The sequence below is a fragment of the Streptomyces sp. NPDC045026 genome, assembly GCF_056432625.1.
Genome location: NZ_JBWKIS010000005.1, coordinates 173,139 through 189,475 on the forward strand (window position 1 = coordinate 173,139; position 16,337 = coordinate 189,475).

At 72.4% G+C, this 16,337-nt stretch carries 14 protein-coding genes; 6 read left to right on the top strand and 8 right to left on the bottom strand.

All coding sequences use genetic code 11. From position 1 onward, the window contains the following. Positions 1-16: 16 nt before the first annotated feature. The 3 genes from AC07EJ_RS13935 to AC07EJ_RS13945 are packed head-to-tail and all read left to right on the top strand — an operon-like array spanning position 17 to position 2,918. On the top strand, positions 17-1,585 hold the full coding sequence (locus AC07EJ_RS13935) for a 4-coumarate--CoA ligase family protein (RefSeq protein ID WP_389478060.1): 1,569 nt from the start codon (positions 17-19) through the stop codon (positions 1,583-1,585). Further along, the gene (locus AC07EJ_RS13940; protein WP_389478058.1) at positions 1,582-2,328 is read left to right on the top strand and encodes an enoyl-CoA hydratase family protein; all 747 of its coding nucleotides are present in this window, start codon (positions 1,582-1,584) and stop codon (positions 2,326-2,328) included. Before AC07EJ_RS13935 ends, AC07EJ_RS13940 begins: the two co-directional genes overlap by 4 nt. Then, positions 2,316-2,918 carry a TetR/AcrR family transcriptional regulator gene (locus tag AC07EJ_RS13945; protein ID WP_389478056.1) on the top strand — a complete coding sequence of 201 codons (603 nt, stop codon included), beginning with the start codon at positions 2,316-2,318 and terminating at the stop codon, positions 2,916-2,918. Before AC07EJ_RS13940 ends, AC07EJ_RS13945 begins: the two co-directional genes overlap by 13 nt. 104 nt (positions 2,919-3,022) lie before the next feature. Here AC07EJ_RS13945 and AC07EJ_RS13950 read toward each other — a convergent pair whose 3' ends face one another. Continuing rightward, positions 3,023-4,141, bottom strand: a complete 1,119-nt coding sequence (locus tag AC07EJ_RS13950) for a citrate synthase 2 (protein WP_389478054.1) — start codon at positions 4,139-4,141, stop codon at positions 3,023-3,025. A gap of 326 nt (positions 4,142-4,467) precedes the next feature. On the opposite strand from AC07EJ_RS13950, the gene pdxH reads away from it, so the two are divergent. Beyond that, positions 4,468-5,106: a pyridoxamine 5'-phosphate oxidase gene (pdxH, locus tag AC07EJ_RS13955; RefSeq protein WP_389478052.1), complete on the top strand. Its 639-nt coding sequence runs from the start codon at positions 4,468-4,470 to the stop codon at positions 5,104-5,106. 30 nt (positions 5,107-5,136) lie between these two features. On the opposite strand, the gene AC07EJ_RS13960 is transcribed toward pdxH, so the two are convergent. Both AC07EJ_RS13960 and AC07EJ_RS13965 read right to left on the bottom strand, forming a co-directional pair. Next, positions 5,137-5,997 carry an alpha/beta fold hydrolase gene (locus AC07EJ_RS13960; protein WP_389478051.1) on the bottom strand — a complete coding sequence of 287 codons (861 nt, stop codon included), beginning with the start codon at positions 5,995-5,997 and terminating at the stop codon, positions 5,137-5,139. Positions 5,998-6,600: 603 nt separating this feature from the next. Then, complete coding sequence (locus tag AC07EJ_RS13965) at positions 6,601-7,293, bottom strand: iron-dependent transcriptional repressor DtxR (RefSeq protein WP_266671667.1); 693 nt, start codon at positions 7,291-7,293, stop codon at positions 6,601-6,603. A 203-nt stretch (positions 7,294-7,496) separates the two neighbouring features. Between AC07EJ_RS13965 and AC07EJ_RS13970 the strand changes: the two genes are divergently transcribed. Continuing rightward, a complete protein-coding gene (locus AC07EJ_RS13970; protein ID WP_389478047.1) occupies positions 7,497-8,252 on the top strand; it encodes an SIS domain-containing protein in 756 nt (251 codons plus the stop codon). Positions 8,253-8,273: 21 nt separating this feature from the next. Here AC07EJ_RS13970 and AC07EJ_RS13975 read toward each other — a convergent pair whose 3' ends face one another. The 3 genes from AC07EJ_RS13975 to AC07EJ_RS13985 form a co-directional block, all read right to left on the bottom strand. Beyond that, positions 8,274-9,668, bottom strand: a complete 1,395-nt coding sequence (locus AC07EJ_RS13975) for a PAS domain-containing protein (RefSeq protein ID WP_389478045.1) — start codon at positions 9,666-9,668, stop codon at positions 8,274-8,276. Positions 9,669-10,140: 472 nt separating this feature from the next. Next, positions 10,141-11,025 (bottom strand): formyltetrahydrofolate deformylase, encoded by an 885-nt coding sequence (gene purU / locus AC07EJ_RS13980; RefSeq protein ID WP_389478043.1) that lies wholly within the window; start codon positions 11,023-11,025, stop codon positions 10,141-10,143. A 70-nt stretch (positions 11,026-11,095) separates the two neighbouring features. After that, on the bottom strand, positions 11,096-11,596 hold the full coding sequence (locus AC07EJ_RS13985; RefSeq protein WP_389478091.1) for an SCO4402 family protein: 501 nt from the start codon (positions 11,594-11,596) through the stop codon (positions 11,096-11,098). Positions 11,597-11,713: 117 nt separating this feature from the next. Between AC07EJ_RS13985 and AC07EJ_RS13990 the strand changes: the two genes are divergently transcribed. Then, the gene (locus AC07EJ_RS13990; protein ID WP_389478042.1) at positions 11,714-13,012 is read left to right on the top strand and encodes an ABC transporter substrate-binding protein; all 1,299 of its coding nucleotides are present in this window, start codon (positions 11,714-11,716) and stop codon (positions 13,010-13,012) included. Between the two features lie 51 nt (positions 13,013-13,063). On the opposite strand, the gene AC07EJ_RS13995 is transcribed toward AC07EJ_RS13990, so the two are convergent. After that, positions 13,064-14,596, bottom strand: a complete 1,533-nt coding sequence (locus AC07EJ_RS13995) for a hypothetical protein (protein ID WP_478884308.1) — start codon at positions 14,594-14,596, stop codon at positions 13,064-13,066. A 216-nt stretch (positions 14,597-14,812) separates the two neighbouring features. Then, positions 14,813-16,195, bottom strand: coding sequence for an NsdA family TPR-like regulatory protein (locus AC07EJ_RS14000; RefSeq protein ID WP_389478039.1), 1,383 nt, complete (start codon positions 16,193-16,195; stop codon positions 14,813-14,815). Positions 16,196-16,337 lie beyond the last annotated feature (142 nt).

The window sequence follows — 16,337 nt, forward strand, 5'->3', positions numbered from 1 at the left end:
CGCGAGGAGTTCGGCCATGGTGTTCCACAGTGAGTACGCGGATGTCGAGCCGGTCGACGAGGCGATCCACGACGCCGTGCTCGGCGGCGCGGCGGCCCGGGGCGACACCCCCGCGCTGATCGACGGCGTGGCGGGGACCACCGTCACGTACGCCCAGCTCGACACGTTCCACCGCAGGGTCGCCGCCGGTCTCGCCGCGGCGGGCGTGCGGCAGGGGGACGTAATCGCCCTGCACAGCCCGAACACCGTGGCGTTCCCCGTCGCGTTCTACGGGGCGACGCGGGCGGGTGCCTCGGTCACGACCGTGCACCCGCTCGCCACGCCGGAAGAGTTCGCCAAGCAGCTGCGGGACTCCTCCGCGCGTTGGATCGTGACCGTGTCGCCCCTTCTGGACGCGGCCCGCTCGGCGGCCGAACTGGCAGGCGGTATACGGGAGATATTCGTCTGCGACCAGGCGCAGGGCCACCGCTCCCTGATGGACATGCTGGGCTCCACCGCCCCTGAGCCGCACCTCACCGTGGACCCCGCCGAGGACGTGGCGGCCCTGCCGTACTCGTCGGGCACGACGGGCGTCCCCAAGGGAGTGATGCTCACGCACCGCTCCATCGCCACCAACCTCGCCCAGCTCGCGCCCCTGATGCCGATGGGTCCCGGCGACCGCATCCTCGCCGTGCTGCCCTTCTTCCACATCTACGGGCTCACCGCCCTCATGAACGCACCGCTCAGACAGGGCGCCACCGTCGTCGTCCTGTCCCGCTTCGAACTCGACACGTTCCTCGCCGCGATCGAGAAGCACCGCATCACCGGCCTGTACGTCGCCCCGCCCATCGTCCTGGCCCTCGCCAAACACCCGGCCGTCGAGGGCTACGACCTGTCCTCGCTCCAGTACGTCATCAGCGCCGCCGCGCCCCTGGACGCCGGCCTCGCGCAGGCCTGTTCGCGCCGGCTCGGGCTGCCGCCGGTCGGCCAGGCGTACGGCATGACGGAGCTGTCACCCGGCACCCACGTCGTACCGCTCGCCGAGAAGAACCCGCCGCCGGGGGCCGTCGGCAAGCTGATCGCGAGTACGCAGATGCGCATCGTGTCCCTCGACGACCCGGCACGCGACGCCGGGCCCGGCGAGCACGGGGAGATCGTGATCCGCGGTCCGCAGGTGATGAAGGGCTACCTGGGACGGCCCGAGGCCACCGCCGAGATGATCGATGCGGACGGCTGGCTGCACACCGGCGACATCGGCCACACCGACGGGGACGGCTGGCTGTTCGTCGTCGACCGCGTCAAGGAACTCATCAAGTACAAGGGATTCCAGGTCGCGCCCGCCGAACTGGAGGCCCTGCTCCTCACCCACCCCGGGATCGCGGACGCCGCCGTCGTCGGCGTGTACGACGACGAGAACAACGAAGTGCCCAAGGCGTTCGTGGTGCGGGCGGCCGGCGCCCCGGACCTCACCGGGGACGAGGTGCGCGAGTTCGTCGCGGGGCGTGTGGCCCCGTACAAGAAGGTCAGGCGCGTCGAGTTCATCGGCGGGGTGCCGCGCGCCGCCTCGGGAAAGATCCTCCGCCGACAGCTCCGGGAGACGTCATGAGCACTGCCAGGCCCTTGGTCCACACCTCGCACGAGCGCGGGATCACCACCCTCACCCTCGACTCCCCGGCCAACCGCAACGCCCTGTCCGCCGCGCTCGTCGCCGAGCTGGCGGACGCGCTCACGGCGTGCGGCAAGGACGAGGCCGTACGGGCCGTCGTCCTCACCCACACCGGCAACACGTTCAGCGCGGGCGCCGACCTGAAGTCCCCGCCCCCGGCCGAGGCCCTGGTCGCGCTCCTGCGGCAGATCGTCGCGCTGGAGCGGCCCGTTGTCGCGCGGATCGCCGGGCACGTGCGCGCGGGCGGGCTCGGCCTGCTCGGGGCGTGCGACATCTCGGCCGCCTCGCACGCCGCCTCGTTCGCGTTCACCGAGGTCCGCATCGGGGTCGCGCCCGCCGTCATCTCGCTGCCCCTGCTGCCCCGCACGGACCCGCGCGCCGTCGCCCGCTACTACCTGACGGGCGAGCGCTTCGACGCGGCGGAAGCGGTCCGCATCGGGCTCCTGACGACGGCGGGCGGCGACGTCGACGCGGCCCTCGCCCCCGTCCTCGACGGTCTGCGCAGGTCGTCCCCGCAGGGCCTGGCCGAGACGAAACGGCTGCTCACGGCTAGGGTGCTGGAGGCCTTCGACCGGGACGCGGCCGACCTGAGCGCGCTCTCGGCCCGGCTGTTCTCCTCCGCGCAGGCAGGCGAAGGGATGACGGCCTTCCTCGAACGACGGGATCCCGCATGGGTGCTGTGACCTCATCCGGTACGGCGGTGGAGCGTGCCCCCAAGCAGGACCGCAGCCGCGCCACCCGCCGGCGGCTCCTCGAAGCGGCCGTGTCCTGCCTCGCCGAACGCGGCTGGTCGGGCTCCACGGTCTCCGTCGTCGCCGAACGGGCCGGGGTCTCGCGCGGCGCGGCCCAGCACCACTTCCCGACCCGCGAGGACCTGTTCACGGCCGCCGTCGAGTACGTCGCCGAAGAGCGCTCGACCGCGCTGCGCGCCCTGCGCCCGCGCGGCCGCACCGAGGTCGTCGCCGCCCTCGTCGACCTGTACACGGGCCCGCTGTTCCGGGCCGCCCTGCACCTGTGGGTGGCCGCGTCGAACGAGCCGCAGCTGGGTGGCCGCGTCACCGAACTGGAGGCCCGCGTCGGCCGCGAGACCCACCGCATCGCCGTGGAACTCCTGGGCGCCGACGAGTCGCGCCCCGGCGTCCGCGAGACCGTGCAGGGTCTCCTCGACATGGCGCGCGGCCTCGGCCTCGCGAACCTCCTCACCGACGACGGGCCGCGGCGCGAGCGGGTCGTCGCGCAGTGGGCGGCGATCCTGGACGGGGCGCTGGGGTGATGTGGGGCAGGTGACGCGGGACAGGTGACGCGGGGCAGGTGACGTACGCGAACGGCGCCGCACGGGGATCCGCGCGGCGCCGCTCGCTGTGCCGGGGGCGCTGCTCAGCCCTGCATGTCCCCGAACCCCTCGATCTCGCGCGGTTCGCGCGTGCCCGGCCCGATGTAGCGGGCCGAGGGGCGGACGAGGCGGCCCGTGCGCTTCTGTTCCAGGATGTGCGCCGACCAGCCGGCCGTGCGGGCGCACGTGAACATCGACGTGAACATGTGCGCCGGGACCTCCGCGAAGTCCAGGACGATGGCCGCCCAGAACTCCACGTTCGTCGCGAGGACCCGGTCGGGCCTGCGGGCGTGCAGCTCCGCGAGGGCCGCCTTCTCCAGGGCCTCGGCGACCTCGAAGCGCGGCGCGCCCAGCTCGCGGGCCGTGCGCCGCAGGACGCGCGCACGGGGGTCCTCGGCGCGGTACACGCGGTGTCCGAAGCCCATGAGGCGCTCGCCCTTGTCCAGCGCACGGCGGACGTACGCGTCCGCGTCGCCGGTGCGCTCGATCTCCTCGATCATGCCGAGGACGCGGGAGGGCGCGCCGCCGTGCAGGGGGCCCGACATGGCGCCGACGGCTCCCGAGAGCGCGGCGGCGACATCGGCGCCCGTGGAGGCGATGACGCGCGCGGTGAACGTGGAGGCGTTCATGCCGTGCTCGGCGGCGCTCGTCCAGTACGCGTCGACGGCGGCGACATGCTTCGGGTCGGGCTCGCCGCGCCAGCGCTTCATGAACCGCTCGACGACGGTGCCCGCCTTGTCGATCTCGCGCTGCGGCACCATCGGGTTGCCCTGTCCGCGGGCCGACTGTGCGACGTACGAGAGCGCCATGACGGCGGCGCGGGCGAGGTCCTCGCGGGCCTGCGCCTCGTCGATGTCGAGCAGCGGTTTCAGGCCCCACACGGGCGCGAGCATGGCGAGCGCGGACTGCACGTCGACGCGGATGTCGCCGGAGTGGACGGGGATGGGGAACGGCTCGGCGGGCGGCAGTCCCGGGTTGAAGGCGCCGTCGACGAGGAGGCCCCAGACGTTGCCGAACGAGACATGACCGACCAGATCCTCGATGTCGACGCCCCGGTACCGAAGGGCGCCGCCCTCCTTGTCCGGTTCGGCGATCTCCGTCTCGAACGCGACGACTCCCTCGAGGCCCGGCACGAAGCCGGAGTCAAAGCCGGGGTCGGACATCAGGCGGCTCCTTCGAATGTGTACGACTGAATGTGTACGGCGGAGAACCCGGTGGTGGCGCGGCTCCGGGGGCTCGCGGGCCGGATCGGTCACCCCGGTGATGCCCCGTTCGGCAGGCGGTCACCCAACCTGAGGGGCGGCGGGACCGACGACGATATCCGCTGGTGCCACCCTTGGGGAGAGCTCGCGGCACTCAGTGCCACTCAGTGATGAACTCCACGCGGCCGACTGCCCCACGCGTACGGCAGGATGACGGCGTGAGCGACCACGACCATCACGATCACCACGACCATCACGATCACCACGCGCCATCGAACCCTGCCGTCATGCGTGCGCAGTACCGCCCGCCGGGTGAGGGTCTCCTGGAGGAGGACGTTCCGGAGCGCCCGATGGAACTGTTCGAGCTCTGGTTCAACGAGGCCACGCGGGCGCGCGGCGTGCTGTACGAGCCGAACGCGATGGTGGTCTCCACGGCGGACGCGGCCGGCCGGCCGAGTTCGCGCACCGTGCTGCTCAAGGCCTACGACGACCGGGGCTTCGTCTTCTACACGAACTACGGCTCCCGCAAGGCCCGCGACCTGGCGGCGAACCACGAGATCGCGCTGCTCTTCCCGTGGCATCCGATGGCCCGCCAGGTCATCGTCTCCGGCACCGTCGCCCACACGAGCCGCGAGGAGACGGCCGCGTACTTCCGCTCGCGCCCGCGCGGCTCCCAGCTCGGCGCGTGGGCCAGCGCCCAGTCGCAGGTCCTCACCTCACGCGCCGAACTCGACACCGCCTACGCCGAACTCGACGAGCGCTACCCGGAGGGCGAGATCATCCCGGTGCCCGACCACTGGGGCGGCTACCGCGTCACCCCGCGCACGGTCGAGTTCTGGCAGGGCCGCGAGAACCGCCTCCACGACCGGCTGCGCTACGTCCACGAGGCGTCCGGCGCCTGGCGCGTCGAACGCCTCGGCCCCTGACCCCGGCCCCGGGCGTCCGCCGCTGCGCCGCTACGAGGTGAGGACGCCGTCCAGGAAGGGCTCGATGGCGGAACGCAACGCCTCCGGCCGGTCGTAGTGCACGAGATGCCCGGCGTCCGCGATCTCCGCGTACTCGCCCCTGGGCAGGACACGGACCATCTCCTGCGCCTCGGCGCGGCCCAGCTCGCCGTCGAGGCCGCGGACGACGAGGGTGGGGCAGCGGACCTGGGCCAGCTCCTCCCAGTGCGCGTCGTAGACCCACGTGGTCCGGGAGGCCAGCATCTGGCGGTGGTCGAACACGGGCCGCCAGCCGTCCGAGCTCTCCGCCATGACCTCGGCGTAGAACTCACCGCGCGAGGGCTGGGGCCGCTCGACCCACGGGTCGTCCTCGCCGAACCACTTCCGTACGTCGGCGAGCGTGGCGAACGGCAGCGGCCAGGCGTCGAACCAGTCCCCCCACTCCCGCTGGGACGCCGCCCCGAGCGCGGAGGCCCGCATGTCGCAGATGATCACGGCGTGTACGAGGTCGGGGCGGCGCGCGGCGAGCTGCCAGGCGGTGAGCGCGCCCATGGAGTGGCCGATGACGACGGCGGGGGCGAGGCCGAGCTGGACGAGGGCGGCCTCGGCGTCCTGGATGTACGCCTCGCGGTCGTAGGGGCCCTCGGCGGGCTTCTGGCTCTGGCCGTGGCCGCGCTGGTCGAGCGCCACGGCCCGGTGGCGCTCCGAGAGCCAGCGGGCCGTGCCCGCCCAGTGCGAGGCCCGGCCCATCAGGCCGTGCAGTAACAGCACGCCGGGGGACTGGTCGACCTCACCCGTCTTGGGAGGGTCGGCGAACTCCCACGCGGCGAGACTCACGCCGCCCGCCCCGGTCACGTCGATGCGCCGCACCATAGGCCCTGGCACCCCCTTGTGGTCGCGCCTGCAGTCGCGTACCCGCGCACGCTATCGAACTCTTTTTCGAAAACGGGGTCGTTCTCGGCAACACCCCTCGTTCGAGTGACCTCGTTCAAGGGTTGACCGCCGCCGCCGAGGGGAGATCTTCAGCGGGAGGCGGACCGCTCGGGGAAATCGGTCCGAAGGGGATGACCCTGGGAGCTCGGGGCTCCGGGTCAGCACAGGGGAGGACAGGCCCCGGCGCCGCAAGGCGCCGGGGCCCTCTGTCTGTCCACGCCCTGTCTGTCCACGCCCCGTCTGGGTGCGTCGGCACATCGTCCTGCCCCCTCCCCGCCCGCGCGGCCGGACCGGTGCGGACCCGGAACCGAGACGGTCAAGAGTCCTCAGGTCATATGCCTCTCGCGACAGCCTTGCACGCAAAACGTCCGCGCGCTGCGATTCCGCACAGTGAATCTTGGTTTCTGCGAGAGTTCTCAGGGAATGCGATGACGCCCCAACTGTGCCTGTGGGAACAGGAGTTGACGCGCCGGTAAGTTAACCGGGCGTCGGGCACCGGGTGCCAGGTGACTGGTTTCAGGCTCCTGCTGTCAGGCGCCGGGCTCAGCGCTTGGCGACGAAGACGTGCGAGGCGATGTCCGCCGCCAGCTCCGCCGCCTCGCCGCTGCTGCCCACCAGGACCCCGCCCGGCGACGCCGTCACGCTGACCACGGAGCCCGGCTGGATGCCCGCACGCCGCAGCGTGTACATCAGCTGCGCGTCCGTCTGGATCGGCTCACCGATCCGGCGCACCACGACCGTCTTGCCGTCCGCACCCGGGTCGAGATCGGCCAGGGACACCATGCCCTCGTCGAGGAACGGGTCCGCGCCGTCCTTCTCGCCCAGCTCCTCCAGCCCCGGGATCGGGTTCCCGTACGGCGACTCGGTCGGGTGCCGCAGCAGCTCGAGGACGCGGCGCTCGACCGCCTCGCTCATCACGTGCTCCCAGCGGCAGGCCTCCGCGTGCACCTGCTCCCACTCCAGGCCGATCACGTCGACGAGCAGACACTCGGCGAGGCGGTGCTTGCGCATGACGCGCGTGGCGAGCCGGCGGCCCTCGTCGGTCAGCTCCAGGTGGCGGTCCGTGGCGACGGCCACCAGGCCGTCGCGCTCCATGCGGGCCACGGTCTGGCTGACCGTCGGGCCGCTCTGGTCCAGCCGCTCGGCGATCCGGGCGCGCATGGGGACCACACCTTCCTCTTCGAGTTCGAGGATGGTGCGGAGGTACATCTCCGTGGTGTCGATCAGTCCGGACATACGTGCCCCTCGATTAGCTCTGCTAGCTCACCGCTAGCTCGTGCGCTGGCCCTGAACCCAATTCTGACGCATAGCGCTGACAACCGTGCCAGGCCGGGGGAACCGGGCTCCGTACGGCAGGAACGTATTGACAGGGCGCTGGTCCGGACCGCAACGTGATGCGCGGCACGCGGGCAGTACGGGACGACGAAGGGGCTCCGCCGATGAGCGACAGCAAGCTGGCCGGTCAGTACCTCGATGCCGCGATCGGCCTGCTGAGGCGGGTGCGCGACGAGGAGGGCCGCAACATCGCGGCGGCCGGCACGCTCATCGCCGACACGGTCGCCGAGGGCGGCCGGCTCTTCGCGTTCGGCGCGGGGCACTCCTCGCTCGCCGCGCAGGACGTCGTCTACCGCGCGGGCGGTCTCGCCCTGATGAACCTGCTCTCCGTACCGGGGGTCGTCGGCGTCGACGTCATGCCCGCCACGCTGGGCTCCGCCCTGGAACGCGTCGACGGGCTCGCGGGCGCCGTCCTCGACTCCAGCCCGGTCCGCGCGGGCGACACCCTGGTGATCATCTCGCTGTCCGGCCGCAACTCCCTGCCCGTGGAGATGGCCATGAACGCGCGCGCACTGGGCCTGCGCGTGATCGGCGTGACGTCCGTGGCGTACGCGCAGGAGACCAAGTCCCGCCATGCGTCGGGGACGTTCCTCAAGGACCACTGCGACATCGTCCTCGACTCGAAGATCGAGGTCGGCGACGCGGAACTCACGTACGACACCGTCGAGGCCCCCTTCGGGCCGGCCTCCACGATGGTGGCCAGCGCTCTCATGCAGGCCACCATGGCGACGGCCGCGGCCGAGCTCGCCGACCGCGGCATCCAGCCGCCGCTCCTGCGCTCCGGGAACGTGGACGGCGGACACGAGTGGAACGGCCGCGTCTTCACCGAGTACGGCGACCGGATCTTCTACCGCCACTGACGCCAGGCGCGCGGCGCGCGGCTACCGGTCGAGTACCCGCGCCAGGTCGAGCGTCCCGGCGATCCGGGCCGCGACACTCTCCGCGTACGTGGCGTCGGCCCGCTCGAACTGCGTACGGCTGGGCCCGCGCAGGAAGGTCACCACGCCCAGCGTGCGCGCCCGGCTGCGCAGCACCGCGCACAGGGCGTGCACCGTGCCCTCGGGCCACTGCCTCGCCTCGGCCCACTCGCGCGTCCGCGTGGCGTCGCGCCCGTTCGCGTCGGCCCGGACCGAACCCGTGCGCTCCACGCACTGCAGCGCCGGGTGGCCCTCCGGATAGCGCACGGGCAGCGTCGTCCGGGACACCAGCAGGCTCGGCCCCGGCGCCCCCGAAGGCGTCGCGGCGGCCCGCGCGAGTCGCACCGGACCCGTCAGTTCCCCGTCCCCCCGGTCGGCCTGCTCGTCGCCGACGACCAGGTCGATCAGCGCGTGGTCGGCGAACCCGGCCAGCGCGAAGTCCAGATGGACGGTCGCCGCCTCCGCCGGGTCCTCGCACTCGGCGGCGGCCCGCGCGGCCCGGTGCAGCTGGTTCGCCCGGAACCGCAGCTGCGCCGCCTCCTGCTCCGTCCGCTTGGCCTCGGTGACGTCCTGGAACAGCCACCCGACGCCCAGCGGTACGGGCTCCTCGGCCAGCGGCGAGGCGAGCCGCACGAAGCCGCTGCGCCAGCACCGGCGCGCGTCGCCCTCCGGGAGCCGCACCGTCACCCACAGCTCGGCGGGGGCCGGCGGCGCGCCCTCCGCGAGCACGTGGGCGAGCGCGCTCTCCAGCTCCTCGACGCCCTGCGAGATCAGCTCGCCGAGGGGGCGTCCGAGCAGTGTGGTGCGGCCGGAGCCGAGGGCCCGCGCGGCGTGCACGTTCACGACGGCGGGCCGCAGGTCGGCGTCGACGAGGACGACTCCCCAGGACGCGTCCTCGAAGAGGGCCTCGCTCAGGGCGATCGACCGCTCCAGGTCGATCTGTGTGTGCACCTCGCTGAACGCGCAGTACAGTCCGGCCGGCTTGCCGTCGGGCCCGCGCACGGCGGCGGACTGCGTACGGACGAGGATCCGCCCGCCGTCCTTGGTCAGCAGCGCGAACTCGTGCACCTGCCGGCCCGGCGCGCGCATCGCGGCCGTCAGACGGGCCTCGACCTCGTCGGCGTCGGCGGTGCGCACCGCCCATCCGGAGAACCCGCGCCGCCCCACGGCCTCGGCCGCGGACCAGCCGAGGATCCGCTCGGCCTCCCGGTTCCAATGGGTCACGATCCCGTCGGCGTCGAACGCGCAGAGCGCGGCGTCCATCCCGTCGAGCAACGCGGCAAGAAGATCGGCCCCGTCCCGCTCGGGCTCGTCGGGCCCCAGCTCGTCGGTGGCCCCACTACGCCGGGAAGCACTCACCTGGCACCCCCTGCAGGCTGTCTCCGCGTGTTCCGCACTTCAGATCATTCAACTCGAACGTGACGCAGCACACACGGAGTTCGGGGAAATCGTTGCGTCCCGGAGATTCGGGAGGAACGTTCCGTCCTTGATCACAGCCTACGACCTCGCGGAGGGCCCGAACGGTGGGCGCGTTAATTCGGTTGAAGGCCGCCCGGACTCTTCTTAGGGTGGGGGTACACACGAAGGGAGGTGGTTCGGCAGATGTATGAATACCGGACGCGTGAGGTGACTGCGGGCTAGCAGCCCGGCGTCGCATCTCGATTTCGGCGCCGGACCGGCACGCGAAAGCTGCGTGCAGCCGGCCCCAATCCCAAGCAGTCACCCGACCCGCGAGCCGCCGGTACGTCCGGCCGGCCTCCGACCGTCTCGTACGGGAGGAGACCAGGCTCGCGGGTCGTCTGCGTGTGCGGACGGGCCCGGCTGCCTGTGATCAGGTGAAGACGACCGTCCGGCGCCCGTTCAGCAGGATCCGGCGCTCGGCGTGCCACTTCACGGCGCGGGCGAGTGCCTGGCACTCCACGTCGCGGCCGATCGCCACGAGCTGGTCCGGCGTCACGTCGTGGCCGACGCGCTCGACCTCCTGCTCGATGATCGGGCCCTCGTCGAGGTCGGCCGTCACATAGTGCGCGGTCGCGCCGATCAGCTTCACGCCCCGCGCGTGTGCCTGGTGGTACGGCTTGGCGCCCTTGAAGCTCGGCAGGAACGAGTGGTGGATGTTGATGATCCGCCCGCTCAGCTCCTTGCACAGGTCGTCCGAGAGGACCTGCATGTAGCGGGCCAGGACGACCAGTTCGACACCCTCCGCGCGCACCAGGTCGAGGATCTGCGCCTCGGCCTCGGGCTTGTTGTCCCTCGTCACCGGGATGTGGTGGAAGGGGACGTCGTACGACTTCACGAGCTCGGCGAAGTCCGTGTGGTTCGAGACGACCGCCGCGATGTCGACGGGCAGGGCGCCGGTCCGGGCGCGGAACAGCAGGTCGTTCAGGCAGTGGCCGAACTTCGACACCATCAGGACGACGCGCATCCGCTCCGAGGCGCGGTGGATCTGCCAGTCCATCTGGAAGGAGTCGCCGACCGCGGCGAAGCTGGCCCGCAGTTTCTCCGCGGTGACGGGCGCGTCCGCCGAGAAGTGGACCCGCATGAAGAACAGGCCCGTGTCGTGGTCGCCGAACTGCTGGCTGTCCTCGATGTTGCAGCCGGTCATGAAGAGATAGCTCGACACGGCGTGCACGATGCCCCGCTTGTCGGGGCAGGAGAGAGTCAGGACGTACTGCTCGCCGCCGGCGACGCCGGACGCGGGGGACGGCTCATTCATGCAGGCAAGGGTCCCATACGCGTAACCCGCGCCGGGCGTCCGTCCCGCGGGTCGGACGCCCGCGTGGCGCTCAGGCCGCGCGCGTCATGATCCGCAGGACCTCGAGCGTGCGGGGCTCCGCGTCGGGGTCGTCGCCGTCACTCGTGGCGAGCACCACGTGCGCGGCCCGCGCGGAATGCACCGCTTCCGGCCAGGCGTGGTGGTCGAGATAGGCGGAGACGGGGGCGTCGGGGCCCACCTGGTGCATGATCCGCAGCACGCGCAGCACGGCGGTGTCGACGAGCTGCGCCTCCTGGGAGTCGCGGAAGATCGTGCCGACGTACTTCTCGGCGGACCAGTTGTCGAGCCAGGTGTCCTCGACGAGGCGGTACACGGCGTCGGTCACGTCCCCGTACCCGTCCACACCGGCGAGCCAGACGTTCCGCTGGAAGGCGGGGTCGGAGAGCATGTGCAGCGCGGAGCGCACATTGCTGCGCCAGCGCCACCACGGCAGGTCGTTGAGTGGCATGCCGCCCATGGTGGAGGAGCGGCGGCCGCGACGGGAAGACTTCTCCGAGCTTTGCACGGTTATCGATCGTACGTGCCGTCCCCTCCGGCCCGTCCGGACCCCCGTAATTCACCTCCACGTCACCCCACGTTGACCGCGGGTCACTCGAGGGTTAGGGATGCGGCGGAATCGTGCAGGTTCATGACTGGCCGGCGCCGCACCACCACCTCGCGCACCTCGCGCTCCCTGCGTTCCACCGTGCTTTCGGCGGCGGTGTGGGCGGCTTGTGCGTCGCTCGCCGCCGGGTGCGGACTCGTCTCCGACGTCACCGGGGGCTCCAAGGACCCCATCACGGTGATGACGTGGGCGCCCGAGAAGACCCAGGCGACCAACATGCCCGGCATGCCCGCCATGGCACGCGCCTACGCGCGCTGGGTCAACGCCCACGGCGGCATCGGCGGCCGCGACCTCAGGGTCATCACCTGCAACGACAACAACGACACCGTGGGCGCCGCCCGCTGCGCCAGGGACGCCGTCGAGCAGAACGCCGTCGCGGTCGTCGGCTCCTACAGCCAGCACGCCCGCTCCTTCCTCGCCCCCCTGGAGTCCGCCGGCATCCCCTACATCGGCGGCTACGGCGTCACCGACGAGGAGTTCGCCAGCCCCCTGTCGTATCCGGTCAACGGCGGCCAGCCCGCCCTGATGGCCGGAAACGGACGCCAGCTCGCCGCCGCGGGCTGCGTGCGCACCTCGCTGGTGCGCCCCGACACCGTCGCCGGTGACCAACTGCCGCTGCTCCTCGACACGGGCATGTCCGCGGGCCGCAACCAGGCGTCCGACGTGCGTGCCGCCGAGGACGCCACCGACTACACGGAGCAGGCCCGCCAGGCGCTCCTGCGGGCGGCCGGCGCCGGCCCGGCCGGAAAGGGCTGCGTGACGGCGGTCCTCGGCGACCGCACGGACACGTTCTTCGACTCGTTCCGCCGCACCCGCGACTCGTATCCGAAGGTGCGGATATCGACCGTCCTCGGCAGCGTCGACCAGACGGTCATCGACCGCTCGGGCGGCAAGTCGGGCGTCTACGAAGGGGCGTACGTCACCGGCTGGTACCCCGTGGCGACCGACAAGCGGTGGGCGGCGATGCGCAAGGTCATCAGCGAGCAGGCGTTCGGCGACAACCGGATCGACCCGGCGAACGCCGGCGTGCAGACGACGTGGATCGCGTACACGGTCCTGAAGCAGGTCGTCGAGTCGCTCGGCGGCGGTGACGTGACGGCGCACACGGTGCGCGCGGCGCTCGACGGCGGCCTGAAGGTCCGTACGGGCGGTCTCACGCCGACGCTGAGCTGGCGCTTCGAGGACATGATCGCGGCCCGCGGCTTCCCGCGGCTCGTCAACGCCGACGTCACCTTCCAGGTGGTGCGCGACGGGCGGCTCGTGTCCGCGCACCGCGGACTCGTCGACGTGTCGAGGACGCTGGAGGCGACCCCGATGGGCTGAGCCCTCCGGGCCGCCTCCGTATCAGCTGGAGATCATCTGGAGCTGGAACGGCTAGAGCTGGAACGGCTTGCGCTGCGGAAGGTTCCACTGCGTCGCGATGCTGTTCCACAGCTTCGACGCCTGGGTCTTCTGCGTGGAGGCCGTGCCGCTCGCCTGGTCGCCCGCGCGGCGCTGCGGGGTGGGCTTGGCGTGGCCCTTCTTGCAGCCGTTCTTGCCCGCGGCCTGGTCGGCCCAGGCCGCGTAGTGGCTGTCCGCGGAGGCGGAGGCCTGCCACGCCTTGGTGAGGGACTGCGTGAGCGCCGCGTTGTTCGGCAGCTTGTCCACTTCGAGCGCGGCGAGCCGGGTGACGAGGCCGGTGCGCTGGGTGGCGGCGCCGCGCAGGTCGGAGGCGGCCTTGCCGAGGTCCTTGCAGGCGCCGATGTTCGCGACGGCCCTGATGACCGTGTCGCGGCTGTTGTTCGAGTCGGCGAGGAGCTTGTCGAGCGCGACGGCCTGCGCCTTGGCGGGGTCGGCGGGCGTCGGGGACGAGCTGTCCGCCTCACCGGTCGCGGCGGCCGGCTTGGCGTCGTCGCCCTTGTTCTCGTCGCCCCCGCCACTGATGAGGGCGCCCGCGCCGATGCCGACGACGAGGATGCCGACGCCGATCGCGGCGATGAGCGGCACCTTCGAGCCGGTGCGGCTCTGGCCCTTGCGGGCGGCGGCCCGCCCGGAGGGCTCGTACGGGGCCTGCGGCTGAGCGGCCGGGCCGGGTCTCCCCGGTCCGCCTGCACCGCCCGGTCCGCCCGGTCCCGCGGGTCCGCCGGCGCGCGGGTCGAAGCGGGGCATCTGCTGCGTCGAGGCGGGGGCGTCCGGCTCCGGCTCCGTGCGGAAGAGGCTGTCGAACTCGGCCGGGGGCTGCCGGTCGCCGGGGGCGCCGGGGCGGATGCCGTAGGGCGCGCTCGGCGGCGGTGAGGGCACGGGCGCGATGTACTGCGTGGCGTCGCTGTCGGTGCCCGCGGGCGGCATGGGCATGGAGCCGTACGGCTGGTGTTGCTGCGGCTGCGGCTGTTGCTGGGGTTGCTGCTGGGGCGGCAGCTGGCCGGGGGCGCTCGCGCGGCCCAGGTACTGGGTGGCGTCGGCGGGCACCTCGGGTGGCAGGGCCCCGGGCGCGACCGGCGCGATGTACTGCGTGGCGTCCGCGTCGGAGGGCGCGGCGGGGGCCATGTACTGCGTCGCGTCCGAGGCGGAGGCGGGCGGCATGGGTGCGGAGCCGTACGGGGCGGCGCCCGTCGGCAGCGAGGCGGCAGGGGGGCCCGCGGGCGGCAGCGGCGCGGAGTACGGCTGCTGCGGCGACTGTTCACCCGGCAGCGCGGACGGCGCGCCCCACTCGTAGGTGGGCATCGGGCCGCCGGAGGCCGCCTGCGCGGACTCGGGGCCCCACGGCTGGCCCCAGGGGCTGCCGCCCGAGGGTGCGACATGGGACTGGTCGCCGAAGGTGCCCGGCAGCAAGGGCTCGCTGCCGTCGGCGGGCAGCACGACGCCTTCGTGTGCCTGCCGCACCGAGGGAAGGTGCGGATCCTCGCCCTGTCCGCTCTGTTGCGTCACCGGGACTCCTACGACTGGGGGACCTTCGGAATCGTCGGCTCACGCTACCGGGTCCCCGCACACACGTGCCACGCAGCTCAGAACCCCACAGCCTCCCCACACCTTCAAGTAACAAAACAGGCCCGCGGAACGCTGATTAGCGCCCTTCCCAAGCGGGTTGAGGCGTCCGTCACACAAGCTTCACCCGTACGTCTCCTGCACGCCGCTCACAAAACTTCACGCTGCCTGAAGATCGAGGCGCGCACCGAACTCCCGCACCACGGGTTCGTCCCGGTACGGCTCCAGGCGCTGCCGGAAGTCGTCCAGGTACTCGGCGCCGCGGTTCGAGCGCAGCGTGCCGAGGAGTTCCACCGCGCGCGTCCCCGTCTGGCAGGCCTGTTCGACCTCGCGCTGCTGCACCTGCGCCGTGGCGAGCAGCACCAGACCGATCGCCCTGCGCCGCGCCCGCGACTGAGGATGCCCGGCCAGGGACGCCTCGGCCTGCCGCCGCGCCGCCTCGGCCTGCCCCAAGTCCCGGTAACAGTGCGCCAGTTCGTCCGCGAGATACGCCGCGTCGAAATGCGCGATCCAGGCCGGGTCGTCGCCCGAGCCCGGCTCGGCCCGCTCCAGCGCGGCCAGCGCGCTGCCCGCCACCGCCTGCGTGGCCCGCGCGTCCCCGAGCAGGGCGTGGCCGCGCGCCTCCGCCGCGTAGAACATCGCCTCCGCGCGCGGGGTCACCCGCCCGCGCGCCCCTTCCTGCGCCGCGCGCGCCAACTGGGCGATCTCGCGCGGGTTTCCGAGCTGCGCCGCCAGGTGACTCATGGACGCGGCCAGTACGTATCCGCCGTACCCGCGGTCCCCCGCGGCCTGGGCGAGGCGCAGGGACTGGATGTAGTACCGCTGGGCGAGGCCCGGCTGCCCGGTGTCGACGGCCATGTACCCGGCCAGCTCCGTCAACCGGGCGACCGCCGCGAACAGTTCACGCCCGACGGCCTCCCGGTACGAGCCGGCGAGCAGCCCCGACACCACACTGTTCAGATAGTGGACGACCACCGGCCGCACATGCCCGCTGCCGTACTGGTGGTCGAGGTCCGTCAGCGCCTGGGTCATCGCCCGCACGGCCGCCACGTCCGACGTACCGACCCGCGGCCCCGCCGACCGCGCGACCTGCGAGTCGGGTACGGAGATCAGCCAGTCCCGGCTCGGCTCGACCAGCGCGGACGAGGCCACGGACGAGCCGGACAGGAAGTCCCTGCGCCCCACGTCGCTGCGCCACAGCTCGCACACCTGCTCGATCGCGCCGAGGACGGTCGGCGAGAACTGGAGGCCGACGCCCGAGGCGAGGTTCTTGCCGTTGGCCATGCCGATCTCGTCGATCGTGACCGTGCGGCCGAGTTTGCGGCCGATGGCCTCGGCGATGATGCCGGGCGCCCGGCCGCGCGGCTGCTGCCCGCGCAGCCAGCGCGCCACCGACGTCTTGTCGTAGCGCAGGTCGAGACCGTGGTCCGATCCGCACATGTTGACCCGGCGGGCCAGCCCGGCGTTCGAGCAGCCGGCTTCCTGGATGAGCGCCTGCAGCCGTTCGTTGGGCTGTCGCGCGATGAGAGGCCTTGCGGCCATGGCGTACCCCCTGTGTGCACCGTGGACCATCGGGCGGGCCTGCCGTCACATGTCCGATCGGTCCGCCTTGAGGTGATCAATGCCCTGAGATCAAACGGAAGATGCGCCACAAAGAAGGGCAAAACAAGCAAGAGCCCCAGCT

What these genes read in the sequence shown, in the direction of transcription:
- pdxH (WP_389478052.1), top strand. Translation starts at nt 4,468, where the DNA reads ATGCGTGCGCAGTACCGCCCGCCGGGTGAGGGTCTCCTGGAGGAGGAC.
- AC07EJ_RS13970 (WP_389478047.1), top strand. Translation starts at nt 7,497, where the DNA reads ATGAGCGACAGCAAGCTGGCCGGTCAGTACCTCGATGCCGCGATCGGC.
- AC07EJ_RS13990 (WP_389478042.1), top strand. Translation starts at nt 11,714, where the DNA reads ATGACTGGCCGGCGCCGCACCACCACCTCGCGCACCTCGCGCTCCCTG.
- AC07EJ_RS13935 (WP_389478060.1), top strand. Translation starts at nt 17, where the DNA reads ATGGTGTTCCACAGTGAGTACGCGGATGTCGAGCCGGTCGACGAGGCG.
- AC07EJ_RS13940 (WP_389478058.1), top strand. Translation starts at nt 1,582, where the DNA reads ATGAGCACTGCCAGGCCCTTGGTCCACACCTCGCACGAGCGCGGGATC.
- AC07EJ_RS14000 (WP_389478039.1), bottom strand. Translation starts at nt 16,195, where the DNA reads ATGGCCGCAAGGCCTCTCATCGCGCGACAGCCCAACGAACGGCTGCAG.
- AC07EJ_RS13950 (WP_389478054.1), bottom strand. Translation starts at nt 4,141, where the DNA reads ATGTCCGACCCCGGCTTTGACTCCGGCTTCGTGCCGGGCCTCGAGGGA.
- AC07EJ_RS13965 (WP_266671667.1), bottom strand. Translation starts at nt 7,293, where the DNA reads ATGTCCGGACTGATCGACACCACGGAGATGTACCTCCGCACCATCCTC.
- purU (WP_389478043.1), bottom strand. Translation starts at nt 11,025, where the DNA reads ATGAATGAGCCGTCCCCCGCGTCCGGCGTCGCCGGCGGCGAGCAGTAC.
- AC07EJ_RS13945 (WP_389478056.1), top strand. Translation starts at nt 2,316, where the DNA reads ATGGGTGCTGTGACCTCATCCGGTACGGCGGTGGAGCGTGCCCCCAAG.
- AC07EJ_RS13960 (WP_389478051.1), bottom strand. Translation starts at nt 5,997, where the DNA reads ATGGTGCGGCGCATCGACGTGACCGGGGCGGGCGGCGTGAGTCTCGCC.